Origin of the sequence: Streptomyces yangpuensis (assembly GCF_024666385.1) — a bacterium.
Classification (GTDB): Bacteria; Actinomycetota; Actinomycetes; order Streptomycetales; family Streptomycetaceae; genus Streptomyces; species Streptomyces yangpuensis.
The window spans coordinates 2,294,041-2,318,980 of the sequence record NZ_CP102514.1; the positions used below are offsets into that span (position 1 = coordinate 2,294,041).

Genomic DNA, 24,940 nt, shown 5'->3' on the forward strand with positions numbered 1-24,940 from the left:
CCAAGGTCGGCACCTGACCTGGAGGTTTTGACATGATCACAGTTCTCGTCGTGGCCGGCGCGGCCGTCCTGCTCTGCGCGTGCACCGTCGCCGTCCTGCGCAGGCGGGGCCGGGCCCGTGGCTGACCGCACCTGGCCGGGCGAGGACCTGGTCGTCGCCGCGCAGGGCGGCGACCTGGACTCGCTCACCGCGCTGGTCGCCGGATCGCACCCGAACGTACGGCGCTTCGCACACTCGCTGTGCGCCTCGCGCGAGGACGCCGAGGACGCGGCCCAGGAGGCGCTGATCATCCTGTACCGCAGGATCGGGATGCTGAGGGCCTCCGGGGCACTGGCGTCCTGGATGTTCCGCATCGTCCGCAACGAATGCCTGCGCCGCGCCCGGCTGATGCCGCGGGTGCGGCCGCCGCTGCCGGACACGGCGGTCATGTCGGCGGAGGACGAGGTGCTGCGGCACCTGGAGGCGGGGCAGGTCGCGGAGGCCATCGCCGCGCTGCCCGCCGACCAGCGGAGCGTACTGATCATGCGGGACGTCCAGGGGCACAGCGGGCGGACGACCGCCGAGGCCCTCGGCCTCAGCACCGCCGCGATGAAGTCGCGGCTCCACCGGGCCCGCGCGGCCCTCCAGCTCACCCTGGGAGACACCCGTGCCCACCACTGACACCCCTGGTTCCGCCGGCTCCCGCGGCTCCGGTTTCGCGAGCGCGTCCGTACCGCGGCACCTGGCGCGCGGCGCGCTGGGCTTCGGCTCACTGATCGCGGCCTTCGCCCTGGTCCCGGCCTTCGGCCCGGTCACCCTGCTCCTCGCCCCGGTCGGTGTCGTCGCCCTGCGCGGCTGCCCGATGTGCTGGGCGATCGGCCTGGCCGAGACCGTCTCGCGCGGCCGGCTCCGGAGGGAGTGCACGGAAGGCCGCTGCGAACTGAAGCCGGTGGCCCGTTGACCCCGGCCCGGCACGGAACCGACCGTTCGATCCGGGCCACCGATTGACGGATTCCGGTGCAGCGCCCGCGCCCGTACTGGACCAGGATGAGGCTCCTCGATCCGGTTCGTGGAGAGGTCCGTCATGCGCTTGTCCGCCCTGCCCGCCGCCGCCGCGCTCGTCCTCGCGACCCTTGCCGCAGGTGCGGCTCCGGCCGCCGCCGACACCCCGGCCGGCCCGGTCCTCCAGGTCGACCTGGAGGCCGGCAAGGGCCGCCACCACAACACCGGGACGGTGCTGTACGAGCGCGTCGACGGCGCGGTGAACGCGGTCAGGGTCAAGTCCGTGACGATCTACAGCGGCGAGCTCGACTGCGCCTGGGTGCAGTGGAACAACCCGCACAACCCGGACGGCTGGTCCAGCCTGACCACCGAGCCCTCCTGCAACGGCACCGGCCTGGGCGAGTACCCCGACATCATCATCCAGGCGCCGGCCGGACACCCCCTCAAGGTGCGCCTGGTGGCCGACCACCTCGGCTCGGACGTCGTGCACAAGGACATCCAGAAGCTCTGACCCGGCCTCGCGCGTCCCGCTCTCAGGAGCGGGACGCGCCCCCCGGAAGCTCACCCCCGGCGCACCATCGTCACCACCGCCGCGCCGCCGAGGCCGATGTTGTGGGCCAGGCCCACGCGGGCCCCCGGCACCTGCCGCGGTCCCGCCTCGCCCCGCAGCTGCCAGACCAGTTCCGCGGCCTGGGCGAGGCCGGTCGCGCCCAGCGGGTGGCCCTTGGAGATGAGCCCGCCCGAGGGGTTCACCACCCACCGCCCGCCGTACGTCGTGGCCCCGCTCTCCACCAGCTTGCCCGCGGCCCCGTCCTCGCACATGCCCAGCGCCTCGTACGTCAGCAGCTCGTTGACCGAGAAGCAGTCGTGCAGCTCCACCACGTCCACGTCCTCGATGCCGAGCCCGGACTCCTCGTACACCTGCCGCGCCGCGGCCGCCGTCATCGGCTTGCCGACCACGTCGATGCAGGAGCCGGACGCGAAGGACTCCTCCGTGTCCGTCGTCATCGCCTGCCCGACGATCTCCACCGCCTTGTCGTGCAGCCCGTGCGCGACCAGGAACCGCTCGGACACCACCAGGGCCGCCGCCGCGCCGTCGGAGGTCGGCGAGCACTGGAGCTTGGTCAGCGGCGCGTGGATCTCCTTCGCCGCCAGGATCTCCTCCACCGAGTACACGTCCTGGAACTGCGCGTTCGGGTTGTCCGCCGAGTGCCGGTGGTTCTTCGCGCCGACCGCCGCCAGCTGCGCGGGCGTGGTCCCGTAGCGCTCCATGTGCTCCCGCGCCGCGTTGCCGAAGATCTGCGCCGTGGGCGGGGACATCTCGAAGCCGTGCCCCGCCGCCATGATCCCGTAGTGCCGGGCCACCGGCGAGGTCTTGAAGTCGCCCCCGTCCGCGCCACCGCCCAGCGCGCCGCGCTTCATCTTCTCGAAGCCCAGCGCCAGCACGCAGTCGCTCAGCCCGCCCTCCACGAACTGCCGCGCCATCATCAGCGCCGTCGACCCCGTCGCGCAGTTGTTGTTGACGTTGTAGACCGGCACCCCGCTCAGCCCCAGCTCGTACGCCGCGCGCTGGCCGGCGGTGGAGGCCTGGAAGCAGTAGCCGACCGGCACCTGCTGCACCAGTGCGTAGTCCACGCCCGCGTCCGCGAGGGCCGCGGACCCGGCCTCCTTCGCCATGTCCCAGTACTGCCAGTCCCGCGACTCGGGCTTCTCGAACTTCGTCATACCCACGCCCACGATGTACGACTTCATGCCCCTGGTGTCCCTTCAGTCCCTCGGGAGGCCGAGAATCCGCTCGGCGACGACGTTGAGCTGGACCTGCGTGGTGCCCCCGGCGATGGTCAGGCAGCGGGACATGAGCATCCCGTGCACCGCCCGCTCCCCCGCCCCCTCCCGCACCGCGCCGGCCGGCCCCAGCAGTTCGAGCGCGAGCTCGGCGGTCCGCTGCTGGTGCGGGGTCTGGACGAGTTTGCGTATGGAGGCGCCCGCGCCCGGCTCCAGCCCCGACACCTGCTGGAGCGTGGTGCGCAGCCCGATGCAGGCCAGGGCGTGCGCCTCGGCGGCCAGTGCGCCGATCCGGGCCCGATGGGCGCCGTCGAGGTCGGCGGCACGCGCGAGCAGGGCCTCCAGTCCGGTGTCGAAGGTCATCCGGTCGGCCATGTGCACCCGCTCGTTGCCGAGGGTGTTGCGGGCCACCTGCCAGCCGCCGTCGGCGGCGCCGACCAGCGCGTCCGCCGGGAGCTCGACGTCGTCGAGGTACACCTCGTTGAAGAGGGCCTCGCCGGTGATCTCCTTCAGCGGCCGGACGTCGATCCCGGGGGTGTTCTTCATGTCGACGACGAAGTAGCCGAGCCCCTTGTGCTTGGGCGCCGCCGGATCGGTCCGGGCCAGCAGGATCCCGAAGTCGGCGGTGTGCGCGGAACTCGTCCACACCTTCTGCCCGTTGACCAGCCAGGAGCCGTCCTCCCGCCGCTCGGCCCGGGTCCGCAGCGAGGCCAGGTCGGAGCCCGCGCCCGGCTCGGAGAAGAGCTGGCACCAGGTGATCTCCCCGCGCAGGGTGGGGAGTACGTAGGCGTCGCGCTGTGCCTGCATCCCGTAGGCCAGCAGGGAGGGCACGATCCAGGTGGCGATGCCGAGGTCGGAGATCCTGACCCCGGCCGCCGCGAGCTCCTGCTGGACGACGAGCTGCTCGACGGGCCCGGCCCCGAGCCCGTAGGGCGGCGGCAGGTAGGGGGCCGCGTAGCCGGTGGGGGCCAGGATCCGCCGGGCGGCGGCCGGGTCGAGCCCGCGCGCGTCCCCGATGGCGGCGCGGGCCTTCGCACGGTACTCCTCGGCCTGCGCCGGCAGCTCCAGGCGCAGCTCGCGCCGCGCCCCGCCCGCCGCGTACCGCACGGCCCGTACGCGGTGCCCGTCGCCGGGACCGAGCAGCTGGCGGGCGACGACCGCCCGCCGCAGGTGGATGTGGGCGTCGTGCTCCCAGGTGAAGCCGATCCCGCCGAGGATCTGGATGCAGTCCTTGGCGCAGGAGTACGCGGCGTCCAGGGCGGTCCCGGCGGCGAGGGCCGCCACGAGCGAGCGCACGTCGGCGGGCTCGTCCATGGCCCCAGCCGCGTCCCAGGCCAGCGCCCGGGCCTGCTCCAGCCGTACGAGCATGTCGGCGCACAGGTGCTTGACGCCCTGGAACCGCCCGATGGGCCGGCCGAACTGCTCGCGCACCTTCGCGTATTCGGCCGCAGTGTGCAGGGCGCGGGCGGCGGTGCCGCAGGCGTCGGCGGCGAAGAGCACGCAGGCGAGGTCGCGGACGAGGGCGGCGTCCAGCTCCAGCAGCCGGCCCGCGGGGACGACCGCGCCGCGGGCCCGCACCTCGGCGGTGGGACGGGTCGGGTCGGCGCTCTCGTGCGTACGGATGTCCAGCGCGGCGGCGTCCACGGCGAACCAGCGGGTGCCGTGCGCGGCCTCCGCCGCGAGCAGCACGAGGTCGGCCTCACCCGCGCCGAGCACCGGCGGCGCGAGCCCGTCGAGCAGGTGCCCGCCGCCCTCGGTGGCCACGGCGGTCAGCGTCCCCGGCCCCAGCGCGACCGCCCCGACCCGGCCGGCGAGCGGCTCGGCGCCGGCCCGGTCCAGCAGTACGGAGGCCAGCGCGCTCGGCAGGTAGGCGCCGGGCAGCATGGCCCGGGCCGCCTCCTCGACGACGACGGCCAGGTCGAGCAGGGTGCCGCCCTCCAGGTGCGGCTCCAGCAGTCCGGACTCCGCCAGCGCATCCCAGTACCCGGGCCGCACCCCGGTGCGCGGCGGGGAGACGAGCAGCTTGCGCACCTCTTCGGGTGGCACGACGCGCGCCACCCAGCCGCGCACCGCCTCGGCCAACTCCCGCTGCTCCCGCGTGATTCCGATGCCCATGCGCGGCAGACTAGAACACGTTCCAATCTGACGGAAGGTCAGATGGAGGTGTTTGTTCACCCGCCGATCCGGGTCGTGGGCCGGGCGGCGGGCTTCTCAGCTTCGCGGGGCGGCCTTCAGGGCCGCGCGGGCGGCGTCCTTCGCCTTGGACTCGCAGGCGGCCTTGGTGTACGGCTTCGCCCGCAGGCTCACCCGGACGGAGAGGTTGCCCTCCCGCACGCCGAGGACGCAGGTCCAGCCGCCGCCGGCCGAACCCCAGTAGGCCTCGGTGCCGAACCCCAGGCGGGACGCCGTGCGCTGACCGGCCGCCTCCGACTGGAACAGCCGCTTCTGCGCGGCCGCGTTGGCGTCCGCGTCACCGCCGAGCCTCGCGTTCCACCGGACCAGGGCGGTCGGCGACGCGGCGGTGTCGCCGCCGCCGTTGCAGCCCGCCTGCACGCCGTCGGCCGTCTCGGACCGGGTGTCCGCCGTCGACGGCCGCAGGTCCAGCGGCAGTTTCTCGCGCGCCTCCTGGCAGCGGGGCACGGCCGTGTAGGCGATGGGCGTGTTCATGCGGTCCCGTACGTACAGCGCGGTACCGGTACCGGCCACGAGGAGCGCACCGGCCGCCACCAGCGCTACGACCCGGCGCCGGCGCCGCCGCGGACCGTCGGGGCGGTCGGCAGCGGGCGGCGCGGCCGGCAGCGGGCGCGCCTGCGGGACGGGCGTCGGCATGCTCGTGCTCGGGATACCCCCCGGCGACGTCGCCGGCAGGGGCCCGGGCCGCGAGGCCGATACGGACTGCGGTTCCGGCTCCCGTTCCAGCTCCTGTTCCGGCTCCTGTTCCGGTTGCGGGGCGGCGGCCGCCGGGCGGCCCTCCAGCAGCCCGTCGATCCGGGTCCGCTGCGCGCCGAGCATCTCGTACACGGCCGACGGCCACTGGCGGCCCGACGGGGTCACCGGACCGATCAGCTCGCGCAGCTCCGCCGAGGACGGCCTGGCCTCGGGGTCCTTGGCCAGGCAGCGCGCCACCAGGTCACGCAGCCCTGCCGGGACCCCGCCGAGGTCCGGCTCGCCGTGCGCCACCTCGTACAGCGTCTTGAGCGTGGAGGTGCCGGCGAAGGGGCTGCGCCCCGTCAGCGCCATGACCAGCACGGACCCGAGGGAGAAGACGTCGCTGGCGGGCGTGAGCGGATGCCCCTCCGCCTGCTCGGGCGACATGTACGCGGGCGATCCGACGACGAACCCCGTACGCGTCAGCCCGGCCTCGGCCTCGCCTTCGACCTCGCCCTCCGCGGCTCGCGCGATACCGAGGTCGATGACGCGGACGCCGTCCTCGGTGAGGAGCACGTTGTCGGGCTTGAGGTCCCGGTGGACGAGTCCGGCCCGGTGGATCTCGGCCAGCGCGGACGTCAGGCCCGCCGCGAGGCGGCGTACGACGTCCTCCGGCAGCACCCCGACCGCCTTGACCACGGCCCCGAGGGAGGGCCCGGGGACGAAGACCGAGGCCAGCCAGGGCGTGGGCGCGTCCGGGTCGGCGTCGATCACGGCGGCCGTGTAGGCGGCCGAGACCTTGCGTGAGGCGGCGACCTCGCGGCGGAAACGCGCCCGGAAGCCCTCGTCGTCGGCGAACTGCGCAAGGACCTGCTTGACGGCGACGAGCCGCCCGTCCGGACCGGCCGCCAGCAGCACCCGGCCCATCCCGCCCTGCCCGAGCACACCGACGACCCTGAACGGTCCCACGTGCGTCGGGCCCCCCGGCCCTACCTGCTCCATGCCCCTGCTCCCTCTCCCCCGGGTCGGGAGCGGATCATACAGAGGCTGCCCTCACGAACGCGGCGAAAGCCGCAGGGCCGACGGTGAGCACGGGCCCGCCCGGGTTCTTGGAGTCCCGCACGGCGACGAGGCAGGGCTGCTCGGCCACCTCGACGCACTCCCCGCCGGTGTCGGAGCTGTACGAGGCCTTCCGCCAAGCCAGGGAGCCGAGCGGGGCGCACTCGATACAATCACCGCCGGTGTCACCGCTGTACGAGGACTTGCGCCAGGCCAGGGAGCCGAGCGGGGCGCACTCGACACAGTTCCCGCCCGTGTCACCGCTGTAGCTCGACTTACGCCACTTCGCGCCCGTCAGGTGCTGGCTGGTGTCCATAGCGCTCCTCCATCACTCGGGCGATCAGCGCCGCCGAGTCCTCCAAGGAGAGCGCAGCAGCCTGCAAATGATCGTATCGGAGCCACCCCTCCCTGACGGCCTGCGGATTGGCCGTCATATGACCCTGCACAAAGTCCTCGGTGTAGACGATGTCCGGGTCGTCATCGAACCGCAGGAGGTTGAACTCACCCATCTGTCCGGGGTGGGCACCCGCCTTGAAGGGCAGGATCTGCACCCTCACCCACACCCGCCTCTTCAGGTCCAGCAAGTGGGCAAGCTGGTTCCGCATGACGTCCGGGCCACCGATCTCCTGATGCAGGACGGCTTCGCTCATCACCACCCACATCAGTGGCGGAAACTCGCGGTCGAGGATGCGCTGACGCTCCAACCGAGCAGCCACCTTGGCGTCGAGCCCCTCCTCAGTCCACACCCCGAGGACCTCATGGGCGTACGCCTCGGTCTGCAAGAGCCCGTGCACCAACTGAGGCTGGAACGAGGAGATGTACGCAGCCCGCGCCTCCATCTCCGCGTAGGGCTGGAACCACGTCGGCAGCTGGTGTCGCAGCACCAGCCCCACCAGGCGCGAGAACACCCCGCCGGTGCCGAGCGCCGCGTCCACCCGCTCCGAGAAGTCCCGCGTCGGGACCCGCCGCGTGGTCTCGATCTGGCCGATCAGCGAGCCCGTACAGAAGACGATGCTGCCGAGCTGTGCCTGGTTGAGGCCGGCCTCCTCTCTCAGGCGGCGCAGTTCGGATCCGTAGTAATCCAGCGGTGAGGCGCTGGGATCGAGATCACGCACGCCGACCATGGACGGTCACCCCCAAGCCAGTTGCCGGTTCCGTAGCCGAGCGTAACCACTCGGCTGCGGATGGGTGCCGGAAATGGCGCAATCAGCCCGCGCAGCCCGCGATCGCGGGGGCGCTCGGAGTGCAGTTGCTCGGGAAGTTCTCCGTGACGGGGGTCGCCGTCAGGGTGACGATGCCGCCGTCGTTGAAGATGCCGCCGGGGGCGGCCGAGGCGTAGTTGTAGGTGACCGAGCTGTTCCTGAGGTTGACGGTGTTGCCGGCGCCGCCGGTGTTGGCGATCCCGCCGCCCTGACTGCCGCTGCCGAGGGTCCGATTGGCGAATACGGTGGTCCGTTCCAGGGTGAGCGTGCTGCCGTTCTGGTTCAGGATGCCGCCGCCGTGGAGTCCGTCACCGGCGATGGTGTTGCCTCGGACGAGGGTGTCCGTCACCGTGCCCGTCAGTGCGAAGGCCAGCATGCCGCCGCCGTCGTCGGAGGAGTTGTCCGTCAGGCGGCTGCCGGTGAGCGTGAGGCCACCCCTGACGTCCATGCCGCCGCCGCTGTCCTTGGCGGTGTTGCCGGTGACGGTGGTGTTCGAGAGGGTCGCGGTGCCGACCGAGGCGAGGCCGCCGCCGTTGTTGGTGGACCGGTTGAAACTCACGGTGCTGTTGCGGACGGTCAGGCTGCCGCTGCTGTGGATACCTCCGCCGCGCCCGGCGGCCGCCGATAGGTTACCGGTCACTTCGACGGAGTTGAGCGTGAGCGTGCCGCCCAGGTTGAGGATCCCCCCGCCGCCGCCGCTGTCCGACCGCCCGTCGCGAACGGTGAGGTTGCTGAGGCTCAGGCGTGCGTTCGGCCCCTGGACCTGGAAGATCCTGAAGGCGCTGGCGGACTGGCGCCTGATGACGTTCTGGGTGCCGAGGAGGCTGCCGACGATGGTGATGTCGCTGGTGACGACCGGCAGGCCGTTGCCGGGGTTGTCGGGGGCGGTCAGGTTGTAGGTGCAGCCGGGGGCGAGGAAGAGGGTGTTGGGGCCGGGGGCGGCGTTGGCCTGGCTGATGGCGGCCCTGAGGGCCGTCTGACTGCACAGGACGACCGCCTGCGCGTGGGCGTCGGTGGCGGGCAGCGCGACCGTGGTCGCGAGGGCCGCCGCGGTGCCCGCGAGAATTCCGAGCTTCTTCATGGCGGCAAAAGTACGCAAATACGCACATAGTCCTGCGAAGTGAAACGGGGCACACCGTGCGCTGTCCCCCGCAGGGACCAGACGTCCCCGGCTGCCCGGGCCCCGCCATGGACCCCTACCCGGCGGTAGGGCAGCATGGGCCGCCACACGCAGCTCAGCAGGAGGAACGACATGGCCACCCCCAAGCCGGAGACCCTCGCCGCCTTCGAGGCCGCCAAGGGGTTCATGCCCGTACGGGAGGGCCTCGCGCTGTACGAGGCCGCCGCCGCGGCCGGGGCGCTCGGGCTGCCGCTGCTGGAGGTCGGCACGTACTGCGGGCGCTCCACGATCCTGCTGGCCGACGCCGCCCGCGAGGCCGGCGTGGCCGCGATCACCGTGGACCACCACCGGGGCAGCGAGGAGCAGCAGCCCGGCTGGGAGTACCACGACCCGACGGTCGTGGACCCGGAGGTCGGGCTGATGGACACCCTGCCCACCTTCCGCCGCACCCTGCACAGGGCAGGGCTGGAGGAGCACGTGATCGCGGTCGTCGGCCGCTCCCCGCAGGTCGCGGCGGCCTGGGGCGGCAGGCTCGGCTTCGTCTTCATCGACGGCGGCCACACCGACGAGCACGCGACCGGCGACTACGAGGGCTGGGCCCCGCACGTGGCCGAGGGCGGCACGCTCGTCATCCACGACGTGTTCCCGGACCCGGCGGACGGCGGCCAGGCCCCGTACCGGATCTACCTGCGCGCCCTCGCCTCCGGGGCCTTCGAGGAGGTCTCCGTGACCGACTCGCTGCGCGTGCTGCGCCGCACCGGTCCGGGCATCTGACGCAGGCCCCGCCACTCGCGCAGCCGCGCGTACAGCCGCTCACGCAACCGTTCATATAAGCGCACCACGCCCCCGGATGGCGCAGTACCGGCCGGGCCACCGGGCGGCGGTCTAGCATCGCGGACGTGCGCTACGACGACAGCCCCCCGCCCCCCGAGTCCGGCTCCTCGGCGAATCCGGACCGGCACTGGTTCACCCGACGCTCCACCCTCGTGGTCGGGGTCGCCGCCCTCGCCCCGGCCTGTCTGGCGGGCTGGGTCCTGACCCAGGCGCTGTCCGGTGCCGGGCCCGGCGAGACCCTGCCCGGCCCGGCACCGCAGCCGGCCTCGCACTCGGCACTGTCGCCGGGCCAGCGGGACGCCAAGCCGGGCTCCACCCCGAGCGGGAGCCCGAGCACGGAGGCGAGCACCCCCGCGGCGGCTCCCGCGCCGGTCCCCGCCAAGGGTCCGCTGACCGGGAAGACCGTGGTCGTCGACCCCGGGCACAACACCGGCAACTTCAAGCACACCGACGAGATCGACCAGCAGGTCGACATCGGCACCAACCGCAAGGAGTGCGACACCACCGGGACCACCACGAACTCCGGCTACATGGAGGCGGAGTTCACGATGGACGTCTCGAAGCGCCTGCGGACGGCCCTGGAGGCGCAGGGTGCGAAGGTGGTCCTCACCCACGAGGCGGGCGACCGCGCCTGGGGGCCCTGCATCACCGAGCGCGCCCGCATCGGCAACGAGGCGAACGCCGACGCCGTCGTGTCCGTCCACGCCGACGGCGTCTCGGCCGGCAACCGCGGCTTCCACATCATCCTCCCGGCCAAGGTCAAGAGCGGGGCCGCCGACACCGCGAAGATCGTGGGTCCCTCGCGCGAGCTCGGCGAACGGATCGCCGGGAACTTCGCCCGCACCACCGGTTCGGCGCCCGCCAACTACCTCGGCGGCGGTACCGGATTGGTCGTCCGCGACGATCTGGGCGGACTGAACCTGTCAACTCGCCCCAAGGTGTTCATCGAATGCGGCAACATGCGTGACGCCAAGGACGCGGCGCAGCTGACGAGTCCGGAGTGGCGACAGAAGGCGGCCCAGGGCATCGCGGACGGCATCGTCGGCTTCCTCGGCGGGTAGTCCCTCCCGGGCGTCCCGCCGGGTCGCCCGCCGCCCCGATCCTCTCGGTTGCGGAATACATCCGTACCATGGTGCCGCCCGCCCTGCTGCAGGCACGATCTGCGCTGCGACCGCGGCACCACGAGACGACCGAGACCGAGAAGGACACCTAAGACGTGAACATCCGCTCCCTCACTCGAGGCGACGGCGTGGTGATCGGAGCAGCGGCGCTGCTGTTCATCGCCTCGTTCCTCGATTTCTACTCCACCACGGGCGTCGACCTCCCGAGCCCCTGGGACACCGATGCCTACCGCCTGGTGCTCCCCAGCGTCTTCCTGCTCGGCTTCATCGCCGCCGGCCTGCTGATCGCGGGCCGCTTCCAGCCGGAGAGCCGCAAGGTCGTCGGCCTGCCGCTGGCGGCGTGGGGGACGGTCCTCGCCGTGTCGGCCGCCTGGTCCGCGCTGTGGGCGCTGATCACCTGCCCGAGCACGTTCGACCTGGGCGCGGGCGCGGTCATCGCCTTCCTCGCCACGCTGGCCCTGGCGGGCGTGTCCCTCTTCGGGGCGAAGGTCCCGGCGCTCGCCGGTTCGCTGGTGCCGGAGGCCCGGCCCGCCGCCCCGCAGCCGTACGGCGGCCAGCCGCAGCCGGGTGCCGGGTACGGCTACCCGGGCGGGCAGCAGCCGTACGGTTCCACCCCGCAGCCGGTGCCGCCGTACGGTGGCACGGGTACGCCGGCTCCGGCGCCCGGCCCGCAGGACTCCGGCGCCGGCCACCAGGCGGCGGTGACGCCGGCCCCGGCGGCGGACTTCAGCCCGTTCTGGTTCGCGGTGCCGGTGGCCCGTCCCCTCTTCGCCGAGGACGGCTCGCCCACGCAGATCGCCGAACTCGCGCCGGGTACCTGGTACCTGGCGGTCGAGCAGCGCGGCGGCGGCGCCCTGGTCGCGCAGACGCAGGACGGCCGTCGCGGCATCCTGAGCGACACCTCGGGGATCCAGCGCGGCTGATTCCCGTACCCCGCCTCGTTCCACCCTGTTCCACCACGACGCCCCACCGGTCCCGCCGGTGGGGCGTCGTGCGTCCGGGCCTGTCGGTACGGGTCAGTAGCATCGGCCCCAACCAGTACTCATATTCGATGAGTTGACTACGGGCGGGGAACTACGTGATAGCAAGTCGCATGCGCGGTACGGCTCTGGCCGCCGCGCTGGGCGTCGTCGCGACGCTGTGTCTGCCGGGGGTGGCCGCGGCCGCCGGGCCCGGTCCGGACCGGGCGGGCAGCAGCGCTTCCGCCGGGGCGAGCGGCCCGGGCGAGGGTACGGTCCGCAGGCTCGCGCTGGAGCCGAAGGGGGCCACGGAGGCGGCCGTCTCCGCGCACGGCACCGAGCGCTTCGGGCTCATGGGCGTCTCCTGGAAGGACGCCGCCGCGGAGGTGCAGGGGAAGATCGAGGCCCGCAGCCGGAACGCCGCAACCGGGGCGTGGACGCCGTGGGTCACGCTGGAGCCGCTCAAGGCCGGTCTCGACGGTGACCGGCCGGGGGCGCGCGGCGCCACCGAGCCGGTGTGGGTCGGCGCCGCCGACGGGGCCGAGGTACGGGTGAGCGGCGGCTCGGCCGCGCTGCCCGCCGGCCTGGAGCTGGACCTGGTGGACCCGGGCAGGGCCGGGCGCACCGGCACGGCGAAGTCCGCGCCCGCCCCGGGCGCACGGACGGCGGGGGCTGCCGCGGTGGCGCCGGGTCCGGAGTCGACGGCGCCCCGGCCGGACGTCGTCTCGCGCGCCGCGTGGGGTGCCGACGAGTCCCTGAACAACGAGGGCCCGATCTACCTCGCCGGCGGGAAGATCAAGGCCCTGTTCGTGCACCACACGGCGGCGACCGCGCCGTACGAGTGCACCGATTCCGCGGCCATCGTCCGCGGTCTGCACGTCTACCACGTGAAGACCAACGGCTGGCGCGACCTCGGCTACAACTTCCTCGTCGACAAGTGCGGCACCCTCTTCGAGGGCCGTCAGGGCGGTGTGGACCAGCCGGTGATGGGCGCCCACACCTACGGCTTCAACTCGGAGTCGACGAGCGTCGCGGTCCTCGGGGACCACACGAGCGCCGGGGCCTCGCCCGCCGCGCTCGAGGGCATCTCGAAGATGGCCGCGTACAAGCTGGGCCAGTACGACGTCGACATGGACGGTACGACGACGCTGACCGCGGGCGCCACGCAGAAGAACTACGCGGGCACCAGCTTCACCGCCGGGCAGCAGTACCCGTTCCGGACGGTCTCCGGGCACCGCGACGGCTTCAACACCGAGTGCCCGGGCCACCAGCTGTACCCGCAGCTGGACACGATCCGGAAGTCGGGCCCCGCGGCCCGGCTGAAGATCGGTGCCGTGAACGAGCAGCCCATCGCGGCGGGCGGGACGGCGAAGACCCCGGGACCGCTGGTGGTCGACTTCTCCACCAGCACGGCCGCCCCGCTGGTGCGCTCGTTCGAGCTGCTGGTGGACGGGGCGTCGGTCGCGACGGTCGGCGGTGACGCCACGCGCGCCGCCACCATGCTGAGCCTGGGCAGCCACCGGATCCAGATCCGGGCGACCGCCCAGAACGGCAAGGTGTCCACGAGCCTGCCGGTCACCGTCGACGCGGACGTCTCGGACGTCAAGTACGTCCCGGTCCTGCCCAAGCGCCTGATGGACACGCGCGAGGGCCTGGGCGTGCCGAAGGCCAAGGTCGGGCCGGGCGGCGTGGTGCCCCTGAAGGTCGCGGGCGTCCAGGGCATCCCCGCGTACGGGGTGACCTCCGTGGTGCTGAACGTGACGGCGACCAACCCGACGGAGGCCGGCCACGTGTCGGTCTACCCGAACGGCACGGTCCGCACGAGCGCGTCGAACCTCAACTTCACCGCCGGCCAGACCATCCCGAACCTGGTGGTCGTGCCCGTCCAGGACGGGATCATCCAGTTCTACAACAGCGCGGGCTCCGTCGACCTGATCGCGGACATCACCGGCTACTTCCTCGCGAGCGGCGAGGGCGGCACCCATGTGAACCTCGGCCCGAAGCGGATCCTGGACACCCGCGACGGTACGGGCGGCGTGCCCACCGCCCCGGTCGGCCAGGGCGGCGTCCTGGGCCTCGACCTGGCGGCCGTCGACGGACTCCCGGTGCAGGACGGCGTCACCGCGGTGGTCCTGAACGTGACGGCGACCAACCCGACCACGTCCAGCCACGTGTCGGTCTACCCGAGCGGCACGACCCGCACGAGCGCCTCGAACCTCAACTTCACCGCCGGCCAGACCATCCCCAACCTGGTCGTCGTCCCCGTGGTGGACGGCAAGGTCAGCTTCTACAACAACGCCGGCACCGTCGACCTGATCGCCGACATCACCGGCTACTTCACCACGACGGGCCAGGGCGCCAAGCACTCCAACCTCGGCCCGAAGCGTCTGATGGACACCCGCTCCGGGCTCGGCGTCGCCAAGGCCCCGGTCGGCGCGGGCGGTGTCGTCACCCTGCCCGTCGCGGGCGTCGAGGGCGTGCCGGCCACCGGTGTCACCGCGGTGATCCTGAACGTGACGGCGACCAACCCGACCACGTCCAGCCACGTGTCGGTCTACCCGAGCGGCACGACCCGCACGAGCGCCTCGAACCTCAACTTCACCGCCGGCCAGACCATCCCCAACCTGGTCGTCGTCCCCGTGGTGGACGGCAAGGTCAGCTTCTACAACAACGCCGGCACCGTCGACCTGATCGCCGACATCACCGGCTACTTCAGCAAGTAGCGCGGCCCGGCCCCGAGGGCCCGGCCCGACGGCCCCCCGCCCTTCCGGGCGGGGGGCCGTTGCCCTACAGTCGCCTGACGCACCGTCAGTTACGGCTGGAGGGACCGCTCATGCGCCTCGGACTCGCACTCGGCTACTGGGGCCGCGGCCCCGGTCCCGCCCACCTCGACCTCGCCACCGAAGCCGAAAGGCTCGGCTACGACTCCGTATGGACCGCCGAGGCCTGGGGCTCCGACGCCTTCACCCCCCTGACCTGGATCGCCGCGCACACCTCACGGATCCGCCTGGGCACCGCAATCGCCCAGATGGCCGCCCGCACCCCGACCGCCACCGCCATGCACGCCCTCACCCTGGACCACCTCTCCGGCGGCCGGATGATGCTGGGCCTGGGCCTGTCCGGCCCCCAGGTGGTCGAGGGCTGGTACGGGCGCCCCTTCCCCGCGAGCCCGCTGACCGCGACCCGCGAGTACGTCGACGTCATCCGCCAGGTCCTGCGCCGCGAGGGCCCGGTCGCCCTGGACGGCCGCTTCCACAGCCATCCGTACCGCGGCGAGGACGGAACCGGCATCGGCAAGCCCCTCAAACCGATCACCCATCCGCTGCGCGCGGACCTCCCGGTCCTGCTGGGCGCCGAGGGCCCGAAGAACATCGCCCAGACCACCCGCATCGCGGACGGCTGGCTGCCCCTGTACTGGTCGCCGACCCGCACCGACGTCTACCGGGCCTCCCTCACCGATCTCCCCGAGGGCTTCATGATCGCCCCGATGGCCCGCGCCAGGGTCTGCGACGACGTCGCCGAGGGCCTGCTCCCGGTCAAGGCCATGCTCGGCTTCTACATCGGCGGCATGGGCCACGCGGCCCGCAACTTCCACGCCGACCTGATGGCCCGCATGGGCTACGAGGGCGAGGCCCGCCGTATCCAGCAGCTCTTCCTCGCCGGCCGCAAGGAGGAGGCGGTACTCGCCGTCCCGGACGCGTTCGCCGACGAGATCTCCCTGACCGGCCCCCGCGAGCGGATCGCGGAGCGCCTGGAACTGTGGCGCAAGGGCCCGGTCACGGACCTCCTGGTGACGGCCCCGGACCCGCACACCCTGCGGGTCCTGGCGGAACTCAACAGCTGAGGAAAGGCCGCCGCCGCGGTCGGAGGACCGCTGCGCGCTCACTCCGCCCGCGGCAGGGCCTCCAGCAGCTCGCGCACGTCCAGCGGCATCACGGCGATCTCGATGGTCCCGCCGCCGTCGTACGTACAGGCCACGATCCGCGAGCCCGGGTTGATGGAGATCCCCTCCTTCATCGAGGGGACCCGCAGCCCGGTGGCCCGGCCGCCGGGCAGTGCCACGGCCTCGCCGCGCTCGGGGACCCAGCGGGCGGCGCCGCCCTCGGCGTACACCCGGCCCGGCCGCCAGCGGCCCTGGCCGGCCGGCTGCCGTGCCATGCCCGGGATCCCCGGGACGGGCGCGGCGCCCGCCCGCGCCAGATGCTTGCGCCGCACCAGCCACCCGACCCCGACGACCCCACCGGCCAGCAACACGTACTCGATCACACGCCCCATTGAAACAGCCGCGGGGCGGGGCAGTGGCCGAAGCTAGCCGCCGAGCTGGGAGGCGCTCGGGACCTTGTTGGTCACCTCGGCGCCCGCGCTCTTGCCGGCCTCCTTGATGCCGTTGATGACGGCGTCGAAGGACGAGATGTCGGCGTCACCCGCCTGGCCCTTGCGCAGCTTGCTGCCGAGCCCCTTCAGCGACTCGATGCCCGCCGTCAGCGGGGCGACCGCCTTCGACAGCAGCGGGTCGCCCTTGGCGTTGTCGGCCGCCGCCTTGAGCCGGTTGTACGCGAACGCGCCCGCCAGGCCCGCCTTGATGAGCGCGAAGGTCCGGCCCTTCGCACCCTTCTTGAACTTGCCCTCCCGGTACGGCTTGACGATCCACTGGTACGTCGCGCCCGCCGCGAGCGACGCGTTGGCGACGAAACGCGTCTTGGCGAACTTCTGCTTCTCCGCCGACGTGCTCGGCGACGGCGTCACGGCCGCCCGCTCGTCGGCCTCCACCGCCGCCGGCTCCGCCGCGGCGAGCGCGGCCAGCTCGCCCATCGACGCGGCGGACAGTTCCTCGCGGTGGGTACCGCCGCCACCGCTGCCGCAGGCGGTGGCACCGGCCAGCAGCGCGGTCGACAGGACCACCGCCGTGAGGGTGCGACGGAATCGGACGGTCGTGGGTACGGACACGGACACGGTTTCCTCCGGGGACTCAGGCGTCCCCCGCAGCCTCACCCCGGCCCCGCGGGCCCGCCACCGGGCGGACCCGTTCGGGTTTGCGAGGCGCCCGGGCGGCAACACGCGCGGCATGACCTCACACACGCGAGTACGCACCCGAGGAAGCAGTCGGGCAGGCCGGGCCGTCGCTCTGGTGGCGGACGTGCTTGCCTTCGTGATCGTCCTGTGGATCCTGCTCTGGTTCCTGGACGCCAACCAGGGCAACGAGCTCGTCAACTTCATCCACGACACCGCGAGCTGGCTGGCCGGCTGGTCCTACGACCTGTTCACCTTCAGCCGTGAGTGGATCCAGGTCGTCGTCGGCTACGGCCTGGCCGCCGTCGTCTACGTCCTGATCGGCCACGCCGTCGCCGGCTGGCTCTACCGGCGCTGACGCCCGCGCCTCGCGCGCGCCCGCGCCCGCCCCGCGGCGCCCTGTGCCCGCCCCCGCGCCGGCACGCAGAGGGGCCCTCCCCGCCGTCGGGCGGGAAGGGCCCCTCCTCGCGTCGGGTCCGGCTCAGCCGCAGCAGTCCGGTTCCAGCCCGGCCGGGAGCGAACCCCCGCCGAACACCTCGGTGGTGGCCTCGTCCCCGCCCAGCGCCGCGACGGCCAGCAGCAGCGACCCGGCGGTCCACGTCGTCTGCTCCACCGGCCACACCGCGTCGTCCTGGAAGACGTACCCCGTCCAGTACATGCCGTTGTCCGCGCGCAGGTGCCCGATCGACCGCAGGATCTCCAGCGCCCGGTCCGACTCCCCCGTCGCCCACAGCGCGAGCGCCAGCTCGCAGGACTCGCCGCCCGTCACCCACGGGTTCGGCAGGACGCACCGCACCCCCAGGTCCGCGACCACGAACTCGTCCCAGCGGGCCTCGATCCGCGCCGTGGCCTCCGCGCCGGTCAGGGCACCGCCGAGGACCGGGTAGTACCAGTCCATCGAATAGTGGTCCTTGTCCAGGAACCGCTCGGGGTGACGGCGTATCGCATGCCGCAGCGCGCCCGCCGCGAGCTCCCAGTCCGGCTGCGGCTCCTCGCGGTGCTCGGCGATGGCCAGCGCGCAGCGCAGCGCCTGGTGGATGGAGGACGAGCCGGTCAGCAGCGCGTCCGTGACCGGTGTCCCGTCCGCCTCCCGCTTCCAGCCGATCTCGCCGCCCGGCTGCTGGAGCGACAGGACGCACTCGACGGCCGAGTGGACGGCCGGCCACATACGGTCGAGGAAGGTGTCGTCACCGGTCGACAGGTAGTGGTGCCAGACACCGACGGCTATGTAGGCGGTGAAGTTGCTCTCGCGGCTCGCGTCCTGCGGCTCGGTGGTGTCCACGCCGCCCGGCCGGTCGGCGTAGGCCGCGTACCAGGAACCGTCCTGGTTCTGGTGCCGCGCAAGCCACTCGTACGCCCGCTCGGCGGCCTCGTGCTCGCCGGCCGCGTCCAGCGCCATCGCCGCCTCGGTGTGGTCCCACGGGTCGAGGTGGTGACCGCGGAACCACGGGATGGCGCCGTCGGCGCGCTGCACCGCGAGGATGCCCGCCACCGTCTCGGCGGCCTGCTCGGCGGTCAGTACGCCGTCCAGGACCAGGTGTTCGGTACGTCCGGGCGAGCTCACTGCGCCGCGCCGACGGGAAGGTGGGGCTTGGTCGCGTACGCGACGAAGCTCTTGCCGATGAGCGGGTTGAGGGCCTGCTCCGCGAGCCGCGTCGCGAGCGGCTTCTTCATGATGTCCCAGACCAGGAGCTTGTGGTACGCCTTGACCGGCAGCGCCTTGTCGTTGTCGACGCCGAAGGCGCACTTGAGCCACCAGTACGGGGAGTGCAGCCCGTGCGCGTGGTGCGTGCCGTACGGCTTGAGGCCCGCGGCCCGCATCTTGCCGAGCAGTTCGTCCGCCTTGTAGATGCGGATGTGGCCGCCCTCGACCTCGTGGTAGGCGTCGGAGAGCGCCCAGCAGATCTTCTCCGGGCCGTAGCGCGGGACGGTTATGGCGATCCGCCCGCCGGGCTTGAGCACGCGGACCATCTCCGCGAGCACGCCCTTGTCGTCGTGGATGTGCTCCATCACCTCGGAGATGATGACGACGTCGAAGGAGTCGTCGGGGAAGGGCAGCGCGAGGGCGTCGCCCTCCATCGCGGTGGCGGTGGCGCCCGCCGGGGCCTCACCGGCCTCCTTCATCGCGGCGAACCACTTGGCGACCTCGCGGATCTCCTCGCCGTTGCGGTCGACGGCGACCACCTGGGCGCCTCTCCGGTAGCACTCGAAGGCGTGGCGGCCCGCGCCACAGCCCAGGTCGAGCACACGATCGCCTGCGGCGAGCGGGAACCGGGAGAAATCGACGGTCAGCACGGGGTCCTGCCTTCGCGGTCGCGGGGGTGTACGGGGGTGGGGACGGTGTGGACGAGGCGCAAGGTCACCGCGCGCGGCGGCTGCGGGCGACCCGGGACTGCTCGATGGCGGCACGGTAGTGCGCGGCGGTCCCCTCGGCGGCAGCGGCCCAGGTGAAACGGGTCAGGACCCGTTCACGTCCGGCCACGCCGAGGCGGGCCCGCAGCTGCGGGTCGCCGAGCATCCGGCCCAGCGCGGCCGCCAGGGCGCCGGCGTCGCCGGGCGGTACGGCGAGGCAGGTCTCGCCGTCGGGGCCGGCGACCTCGGGGATCGCACCGCCGGTGGTGGCGACGAGCGGGGTGCCGGTGGCCATGGCCTCGGCCGCGGGGAGCGAGAAGCCCTCGTACAGCGACGGCACGCACGCCACCTCGGCGCTGCGCACCAGGTCGACGAGCTCGGCGTCGGTGATGCCCTTCACGAAACGGACGGCGTCCTGGAGGCCGTACGTCTCGATGGCGCGGGCGACGGGGCCCTGCTCGGCGCGCTTGCCGACGACGACGAGGTGGGCGTCGGGCTGCTCGGTGCGCAGCTTCGCGAGCGCCTCGACGAGGAAGACGAGGCCCTTGAGGGGGACGTCGGCGCTGGAGGTGGTCACGATGCGGCCGGGGACCTCGGCCACCGACGCGTCGGGCGACCACAGGTCGGTGTCGGCGCCGATGTGCACGACGTGGATGCGCTCGTCGCGGACGCCGAGGTGGTCGGCGATCTCCTGCCGGGAGGATCCGGAGACGGTCAGCACGGACGGCAGCTTGCGGGCCACGCGGCCCTGCATGCGGGTGAAGGCGTACCAGCGGCGTACGGAGGCCCGCTTCATGCGGCCCTGCGCGGCGTCGAGGTCGAGCTTGCGGTCGACGGTGATGGGGTGGTGGATCGTCGTCACCAGCGGCGCGCCGACGTCGCCGAGCAGGCCGTAGCCGAGGGTCTGGTTGTCGTGGACGACGTCGAACTCACCGGCGCGCGCCCGCAGGTGGCGGCGGGCCCGCAGGGAGAAGGTCAGCGGCTCGGGGAAGCCGCCGGTCCACATCGTCGCGACTTCGAGGGCGTCGATCCAGTCCCGGTACTCGTCGCGCTTGGGTGTGCGGAAGGGATCGGGGCTGCGGTACAGGTCGAGGCTCGGGAGCTCGGTGAGCGTGGCGCCCGTGTCGAGCACCGGGTAGGGCTGTGCGCCGATGACCTCGACGGAGTGTCCGAGGCGGACCAGCTCGCGCGAGAGGTGCCGGACGTAGACGCCCTGACCGCCGCAGAACGGGTTCCCCTTATAGGTGAGGAGGGCGATGCGCAGCGGACGCTCGCCGTCGTCGGCGGGGCCCGCGAAAGGGCTCGTCGCCACGGCCTCAGCGGTCACTCTCGGCCCCCTTCTCACTGCACTTTCGCCGGAGCGTAACCGCTCGGATAATGTAGAACAAGTTTCAGACTTGATCCGTCTAAGAGCATTGAATCTACCGGCCGGAAACCACACCGTAAGAGGTGGAGCAGGTGATTCGCGCCACGACGCGGCGCCTGACATGCTGGCTGCGGATCAGCCCGGAGACAGCCCGCGCAACGACACGGAACGGGACACATGAGTGCGGAAGTGAAGGCCGTCACCACACCGGCGTCGCCTCCCCTGACGGAGCGCCAGGAGGCACGCCGCCGCCGGATCCTGCACGCGAGCGCCCAACTGGCCAGCCGGGGCGGTTTCGACGCCGTCCAGATGCGCGAGGTCGCGGAGGCGGCCGGGGTCGCCCTGGGGACGCTCTACCGCTACTTCCCGTCCAAGGTGCACCTGCTGGTCGCCACCATGCAGGACCAGCTCCAGCACATGCACACCACGCTGCGCAAGCGGCCGCCCGCCGGGGACGAACCGGCGGCCCGGGTCGCGGAGACCCTGATGCGCGCGTTCCGCGCGCTCCAGCGGGAGCCGCAGCTGGCCGACGCGATGGTGCGGGCGCTGACCTTCGCGGACCGCAGCGTGAGCCCCGAGGTCGACACCGTGTCCCGCCTGACCACGGCGATCATCCTGGACGCGATGGGCCTGGAGCACCCGCCGACCGCGGAGCAGCTGTCGGCGGTCCGCGTCATCGAGCACACCTGGCACTCGGCGCTGATCACCTGGCTGTCGGGCCGGGCCTCGATCGCCCAGGTGAAGATCGACATCGAGACGGTCTGCCGCCTCATCGACCTGACGTCCCCGGAAAAGTCCTGAAGCAGCCGCCGTCCCCTCCGCCGGGACGGGGCGGAAGGCGGGGCGGTGGCACCTTAAGTCGTTGGACAGTGGGCGGGCGGCCGGTCGATAGTCCGGCCCATGGCATCTCTCGTACGACACATCACCGTTGACTGTTCCGACGCCTACCGGCTGGGGCAGTTCTGGGCCGCCGTCCTGGACGGCTCGCTCGCCGACGACGACCTCCCCGGAGACCCCGAGGCGCTGGTCACCGCCCCCGGTTCGGCGCTGCTCTTCGTGACCGTTCCCGACGCCAAGAGCGTCAAGAACCGTGTGCACGTGGACCTCCAGCCGCAGGACCGTACCCGCGACGAGGAGGTGGAGCGCATCCTCGCCCTGGGCGCCACCGTCGTCGGCGACCACCGCCGCCCGGACGGCACCGGCTGGGTGACCCTGGCCGACCCCGAGGGCAACGAATTCTGCGTCGAGCGCAGCGCCGCCGAGCGGGAGTGACCCCACGCGGTCCCGGGGCGGGACCGGCGGCCCCGCCCCCGCACCACTCCCCTACTCCTCCGGCGGGAAGACCGGTTCGCCGGTGGTGGCCAGGGTGATCATGATGGCTTCGACCGGGCAGCCCTCCGCCGCCGTCAGGACCGGTTCGTTCGCGTCCGACTGCGGGCTGCGGGGATGGGACTGGCGCGCCGAGTCCAGGACGAAGCCGTCCGGGGCGTGGTTGACGCACATGCCCGAGCCGATGCACACCCCCCGGTCCACCTCGACCTGCCAGCGGTCGCCCATCAGGCGCCCGCCTCGTAACCCGCGGGCAGGTGGATCATCTTGTGCTCCAGGTACTCGCTCAGGCCCTCCGGGCCGAACTCCCGCCCCAGCCCGCTGTTCTTGTAGCCGCCGAACGGCCCCAGCATGTCCAGGCTGAAGGTGTTCACGTTGAAGGTGCCGGTGCGGATCCGGCGGGCGAAGTCGATGCCGTGCTCGACGTCGCCGGTCCAGACGCTGCCGCTGAGCCCGAAGTCGGAGTCGTTGGCGACCCGTACGGCCTCCTCCTCGTCCCCGTACGGGATCAGGCAGACGACGGGGCCGAAGATCTCCTCGCGGGCGATCCGCATGGTGTTGTCGACGTCGCCGAAGAGGGTGGGCTCCACGTACCAGCCCCGGTCGAGGCCGGCCGGCCGGCCGCCGCCGGCGAGGACCTTCGCGCCCTCCTCCTGACCGATCCGGATGTAGTCGAGGGAGCGCTGCTGCTGGCGCTGCGCGACGAGCGGGCCGAGCTGCGTCGCGGGGTCGAGCGGGTCACCGACGACCAGTGCGCCGGCCGCCGCCGCGAGGGCCTCGGCCACCTCCTCGTAGCGGCTGCGGGGGGCGAGGACCCGGGTCTGGGCCACGCAGGCCTGGCCGTTGTTCATCCAGGCGGCGGGCGCGATCCCGGCGACCGCGGCCGCCACGTCGGCGTCGGGGAGGACGACGGCGGCGGACTTCCCGCCGAGTTCGAGGGTGACCCGGGTGAGGTTGCGCGCGGCGACCTCCATCACGCGCTTGCCGGCGGCGACCGAGCCGGTGAAGGAGACCTTGTCGATACCGGGGTGGCCGACCAGGTACTCGCTGACCTCGCGGTCGGCGGGCAGGATCGACAGCACACCCTCGGGCACCCCGGCCTCGCGCGCGATGTCGGCGAGGATGTAGGAGTCCAGCGGCGCCTCCGGAGAGGGCTTGAGGATCACGGCGCAGCCGGACAGCAGCGCGGGCGCCAGCTTGGCGGCCGCCACGAACTGCGGGACGTTCCACGGGATGACGGCGGCGACGACGCCCACGGGCTCGCGGCGCACCAGGATCGGGCCGAGCACGCCCTGGCGGTGCTCCTCGTACGGGTAGGCGCGCGCGACGGTGATCGCGGCGTCGTAGACCATCATCGGGCCGAGGGCCTGGGCCAGGACGCTCCATGAGTACGGGGAGCCGTTCTGGGAGCTGATCGAGCGGGCTATCTCCTCGTGGCGGACGGCGATGGCGTCCTTGATGCGGGAGACGACCGCGATGCGCTCCTCCAGCGTCATCCGCGGCCAGGGCCCTTCGTCGAAGGCCGTGCGCGCGGCGGCGACGGCACGGTCGACGTCCGCCTCGGAGGCGTGCGGGACGGAGCCGATGACCTGCTCGGTGTGGGGGGAGACGATCCGGATGGTGTCGGTGCCCAGCGGATCCGTCCACTCACCGCCGATGAACAGCTTTCCGTGTTGCACGAGCTCCGTCATGGCTGAGGCCTCCTGCGGCTTGGCGTTCCCGAACTGATACCAGTTCTAGTTCTAGGAGTCCACGGCCAGGACGGAAGAGCGGAGAAGACCCGACGACCGGTCAGAAAGCTGCGAAGATGGTCGACTCGGGCTACTACTGGAACGCGTTCTCGTCGGAGGACGGTCCAACGGTCGACAGGCGGAGGGCTCATGCCGCAGGACACGTCACAGGTCACCGATCACGGCGGAGGCGTGTGGGGGATCAAGGTGCCCATCCCCGACAACCCCCTCGGACACACCCTCGTCCACGTCCTCGACACCGACCGCGGCCCGGTCCTCGTCGACACCGGCTGGGACGACCCCGAGTCCTGGGACACCCTCGTCGCCGGCCTCGCCGCACTCGGCATCGCGATCACCGACGTCCACGGCGTGGTCATCACCCACCATCACCCCGACCACCACGGGCTGTCCGGCCGGGTCCGCGAGGCGTCCGGCGCGTGGATCGCCATGCACGCCGCCGACACCGAGGTCGTCGTCCGCACCCGCGCCGCCGAGCCGGGCGTGTGGTTCGACTACATGAGCGCGAAGCTCGCCGCCGCCGGAGCCCCCGAGGAACACATCGCCCCGCTGCGCGCCGCCCGCGCGAGCGGCCGCATGCGGACCCTGCCCGGGCTGCGGGCCGCCGTCCCCGACCGGGAGATCGTCCCCGCCGAACTGCTGCCCCTCGCCGGGCGCCGGCTGCGGGCGATCTGGACGCCCGGCCACACCCCCGGCCACGTCTGCCTGCACCTGGAGGAGAAGCATCCGGCAGACCTCCCCGGCAACGGCCGCCTCTTCTCCGGCGACCACCTGCTGCCCGGGATCTCCCCGCACATCGGCCTCTACGAGGCGCCCGAGGACACCCGCGTCACCGACCCCCTCGGCGACTACCTCGACTCCCTCGAACGCGTCGGCCGCCTCGCCCCCGCCGAGGTGCTCCCCGCCCACCAGCACGCCTTCACCGACGCACCCGCCCGCGTACGGGAACTGCTCGACCACCACGAGGAGCGTCTGTCGGGACTGTGGGAGCTGCTGGCCGAGCCGCTGACCCCGTGGGGGCTGGCGGAGCGGATGGAGTGGAACCGGCCCTGGGAGCAGATCCCGTACGGCTCCCGCAACATCGCCGTCTCCGAGGCGGAGGCGCATCTGCGGCGGCTGTTGAAGCAGGGCCGCGCCGAGCCGGTCCCCGGCACCGACCCGGTCACGTACCGGGCGCTGTGAGGCGGCCCCCGGCTCCGTCCCGGT

General features: G+C 72.8%; 25 protein-coding genes. 12 read left to right on the forward strand and 13 right to left on the reverse strand.

What is annotated here, in order from left to right; genetic code table 11:
• Nucleotides 1–117 precede the first annotated feature (117 nt).
• The 3 genes from NRK68_RS10535 (at nucleotide 118) to NRK68_RS10545 (ending at nucleotide 1,492) form a co-directional block, all read left to right on the forward strand.
• Nucleotides 118–660: an RNA polymerase sigma factor gene (locus NRK68_RS10535; RefSeq protein WP_257855656.1), complete on the forward strand. Its 543-nt coding sequence runs from the start codon at nucleotides 118–120 to the stop codon at nucleotides 658–660.
• Nucleotides 647–940, forward strand: coding sequence for a hypothetical protein (locus NRK68_RS10540; RefSeq protein WP_183065169.1), 294 nt, complete (start codon nucleotides 647–649; stop codon nucleotides 938–940). Before NRK68_RS10535 ends, NRK68_RS10540 begins: the two co-directional genes overlap by 14 nt.
• Nucleotides 941–1,063: 123 nt before the next feature.
• Entirely contained in the window at nucleotides 1,064–1,492 is a 429-nt protein-coding gene (locus NRK68_RS10545; RefSeq protein ID WP_183065170.1) for a hypothetical protein, read from the forward strand.
• Nucleotides 1,493–1,542: 50 nt separating this feature from the next.
• Here NRK68_RS10545 and NRK68_RS10550 read toward each other — a convergent pair whose 3' ends face one another.
• From NRK68_RS10550 to NRK68_RS10575, 6 genes are all read right to left on the reverse strand, one after another.
• Complete coding sequence (locus NRK68_RS10550) at nucleotides 1,543–2,733, reverse strand: lipid-transfer protein (RefSeq protein WP_183065171.1); 1,191 nt, start codon at nucleotides 2,731–2,733, stop codon at nucleotides 1,543–1,545.
• Nucleotides 2,734–2,748: 15 nt separating this feature from the next.
• Nucleotides 2,749–4,881 (reverse strand): acyl-CoA dehydrogenase family protein, encoded by a 2,133-nt coding sequence (locus NRK68_RS10555; protein WP_257855657.1) that lies wholly within the window; start codon nucleotides 4,879–4,881, stop codon nucleotides 2,749–2,751.
• A 96-nt stretch (nucleotides 4,882–4,977) separates the two neighbouring features.
• A complete protein-coding gene (locus NRK68_RS10560; protein WP_257855658.1) occupies nucleotides 4,978–6,636 on the reverse strand; it encodes a serine/threonine-protein kinase in 1,659 nt (552 codons plus the stop codon).
• A 34-nt stretch (nucleotides 6,637–6,670) separates the two neighbouring features.
• Nucleotides 6,671–7,009, reverse strand: coding sequence for a DUF397 domain-containing protein (locus NRK68_RS10565; protein WP_183065174.1), 339 nt, complete (start codon nucleotides 7,007–7,009; stop codon nucleotides 6,671–6,673).
• Complete coding sequence (locus NRK68_RS10570; protein WP_183065175.1) at nucleotides 6,969–7,817, reverse strand: helix-turn-helix domain-containing protein; 849 nt, start codon at nucleotides 7,815–7,817, stop codon at nucleotides 6,969–6,971. Before NRK68_RS10570 ends, NRK68_RS10565 begins: the two co-directional genes overlap by 41 nt.
• Nucleotides 7,818–7,899: 82 nt before the next feature.
• Complete coding sequence (locus tag NRK68_RS10575; RefSeq protein ID WP_257855659.1) at nucleotides 7,900–8,976, reverse strand: hypothetical protein; 1,077 nt, start codon at nucleotides 8,974–8,976, stop codon at nucleotides 7,900–7,902.
• A 171-nt stretch (nucleotides 8,977–9,147) separates the two neighbouring features.
• Between NRK68_RS10575 and NRK68_RS10580 the strand changes: the two genes are divergently transcribed.
• The 5 genes from NRK68_RS10580 to NRK68_RS10600 all read left to right on the forward strand — a co-directional run bounded on the left by NRK68_RS10580 (nucleotide 9,148) and on the right by NRK68_RS10600 (nucleotide 15,773).
• Nucleotides 9,148–9,789, forward strand: a complete 642-nt coding sequence (locus NRK68_RS10580) for a class I SAM-dependent methyltransferase (RefSeq protein ID WP_046775074.1) — start codon at nucleotides 9,148–9,150, stop codon at nucleotides 9,787–9,789.
• A gap of 125 nt (nucleotides 9,790–9,914) precedes the next feature.
• The gene (locus NRK68_RS10585; protein WP_183065177.1) at nucleotides 9,915–10,910 is read left to right on the forward strand and encodes an N-acetylmuramoyl-L-alanine amidase; all 996 of its coding nucleotides are present in this window, start codon (nucleotides 9,915–9,917) and stop codon (nucleotides 10,908–10,910) included.
• A 155-nt stretch (nucleotides 10,911–11,065) separates the two neighbouring features.
• Nucleotides 11,066–11,893, forward strand: coding sequence for a hypothetical protein (locus tag NRK68_RS10590; protein ID WP_183065178.1), 828 nt, complete (start codon nucleotides 11,066–11,068; stop codon nucleotides 11,891–11,893).
• A gap of 170 nt (nucleotides 11,894–12,063) precedes the next feature.
• Nucleotides 12,064–14,652: an N-acetylmuramoyl-L-alanine amidase gene (locus tag NRK68_RS10595; protein ID WP_257855660.1), complete on the forward strand. Its 2,589-nt coding sequence runs from the start codon at nucleotides 12,064–12,066 to the stop codon at nucleotides 14,650–14,652.
• Between the two features lie 110 nt (nucleotides 14,653–14,762).
• Entirely contained in the window at nucleotides 14,763–15,773 is a 1,011-nt protein-coding gene (locus NRK68_RS10600) for an LLM class F420-dependent oxidoreductase (RefSeq protein ID WP_257855661.1), read from the forward strand.
• Between the two features lie 38 nt (nucleotides 15,774–15,811).
• Here the strand turns inward: NRK68_RS10600 and NRK68_RS10605 are convergent, their stop codons facing one another.
• Both NRK68_RS10605 and NRK68_RS10610 read right to left on the reverse strand, forming a co-directional pair.
• Complete coding sequence (locus NRK68_RS10605) at nucleotides 15,812–16,195, reverse strand: hypothetical protein (RefSeq protein WP_183065181.1); 384 nt, start codon at nucleotides 16,193–16,195, stop codon at nucleotides 15,812–15,814.
• Between the two features lie 42 nt (nucleotides 16,196–16,237).
• Entirely contained in the window at nucleotides 16,238–16,876 is a 639-nt protein-coding gene (locus NRK68_RS10610) for a hypothetical protein (protein WP_257855662.1), read from the reverse strand.
• A 118-nt stretch (nucleotides 16,877–16,994) separates the two neighbouring features.
• On the opposite strand from NRK68_RS10610, the gene NRK68_RS10615 reads away from it, so the two are divergent.
• Nucleotides 16,995–17,297 carry a hypothetical protein gene (locus tag NRK68_RS10615; RefSeq protein WP_183065182.1) on the forward strand — a complete coding sequence of 101 codons (303 nt, stop codon included), beginning with the start codon at nucleotides 16,995–16,997 and terminating at the stop codon, nucleotides 17,295–17,297.
• 123 nt (nucleotides 17,298–17,420) lie between these two features.
• On the opposite strand, the gene NRK68_RS10620 is transcribed toward NRK68_RS10615, so the two are convergent.
• From NRK68_RS10620 to NRK68_RS10630, 3 genes are all read right to left on the reverse strand, one after another.
• Nucleotides 17,421–18,503 carry a prenyltransferase/squalene oxidase repeat-containing protein gene (locus tag NRK68_RS10620; protein WP_183065183.1) on the reverse strand — a complete coding sequence of 361 codons (1,083 nt, stop codon included), beginning with the start codon at nucleotides 18,501–18,503 and terminating at the stop codon, nucleotides 17,421–17,423.
• On the reverse strand, nucleotides 18,500–19,234 hold the full coding sequence (locus NRK68_RS10625; protein ID WP_030852354.1) for a class I SAM-dependent methyltransferase: 735 nt from the start codon (nucleotides 19,232–19,234) through the stop codon (nucleotides 18,500–18,502). Before NRK68_RS10625 ends, NRK68_RS10620 begins: the two co-directional genes overlap by 4 nt.
• A 64-nt stretch (nucleotides 19,235–19,298) precedes the next feature.
• A complete protein-coding gene (locus NRK68_RS10630) occupies nucleotides 19,299–20,618 on the reverse strand; it encodes a glycosyltransferase family 4 protein (protein ID WP_183065184.1) in 1,320 nt (439 codons plus the stop codon).
• Nucleotides 20,619–20,834: 216 nt separating this feature from the next.
• Between NRK68_RS10630 and NRK68_RS10635 the strand changes: the two genes are divergently transcribed.
• Both NRK68_RS10635 and NRK68_RS10640 read left to right on the forward strand, forming a co-directional pair.
• Entirely contained in the window at nucleotides 20,835–21,458 is a 624-nt protein-coding gene (locus NRK68_RS10635; RefSeq protein WP_030852348.1) for a TetR family transcriptional regulator, read from the forward strand.
• A gap of 99 nt (nucleotides 21,459–21,557) precedes the next feature.
• On the forward strand, nucleotides 21,558–21,929 hold the full coding sequence (locus NRK68_RS10640) for a VOC family protein (protein WP_183065185.1): 372 nt from the start codon (nucleotides 21,558–21,560) through the stop codon (nucleotides 21,927–21,929).
• A gap of 51 nt (nucleotides 21,930–21,980) precedes the next feature.
• On the opposite strand, the gene NRK68_RS10645 is transcribed toward NRK68_RS10640, so the two are convergent.
• Together NRK68_RS10645 and NRK68_RS10650 are read right to left on the reverse strand one after the other, a co-directional pair.
• Nucleotides 21,981–22,214: a ferredoxin gene (locus NRK68_RS10645; RefSeq protein ID WP_183065186.1), complete on the reverse strand. Its 234-nt coding sequence runs from the start codon at nucleotides 22,212–22,214 to the stop codon at nucleotides 21,981–21,983.
• Nucleotides 22,214–23,677, reverse strand: a complete 1,464-nt coding sequence (locus NRK68_RS10650) for an aldehyde dehydrogenase (protein WP_257855663.1) — start codon at nucleotides 23,675–23,677, stop codon at nucleotides 22,214–22,216. The genes NRK68_RS10645 and NRK68_RS10650 overlap by 1 nt, the downstream gene beginning before the upstream one ends.
• A gap of 189 nt (nucleotides 23,678–23,866) precedes the next feature.
• Between NRK68_RS10650 and NRK68_RS10655 the strand changes: the two genes are divergently transcribed.
• The gene (locus NRK68_RS10655) at nucleotides 23,867–24,916 is read left to right on the forward strand and encodes a Strvi_7410 family MBL fold metallo-hydrolase (RefSeq protein WP_257855664.1); all 1,050 of its coding nucleotides are present in this window, start codon (nucleotides 23,867–23,869) and stop codon (nucleotides 24,914–24,916) included.
• The last annotated feature ends 24 nt before the right edge of the window (nucleotides 24,917–24,940 follow it).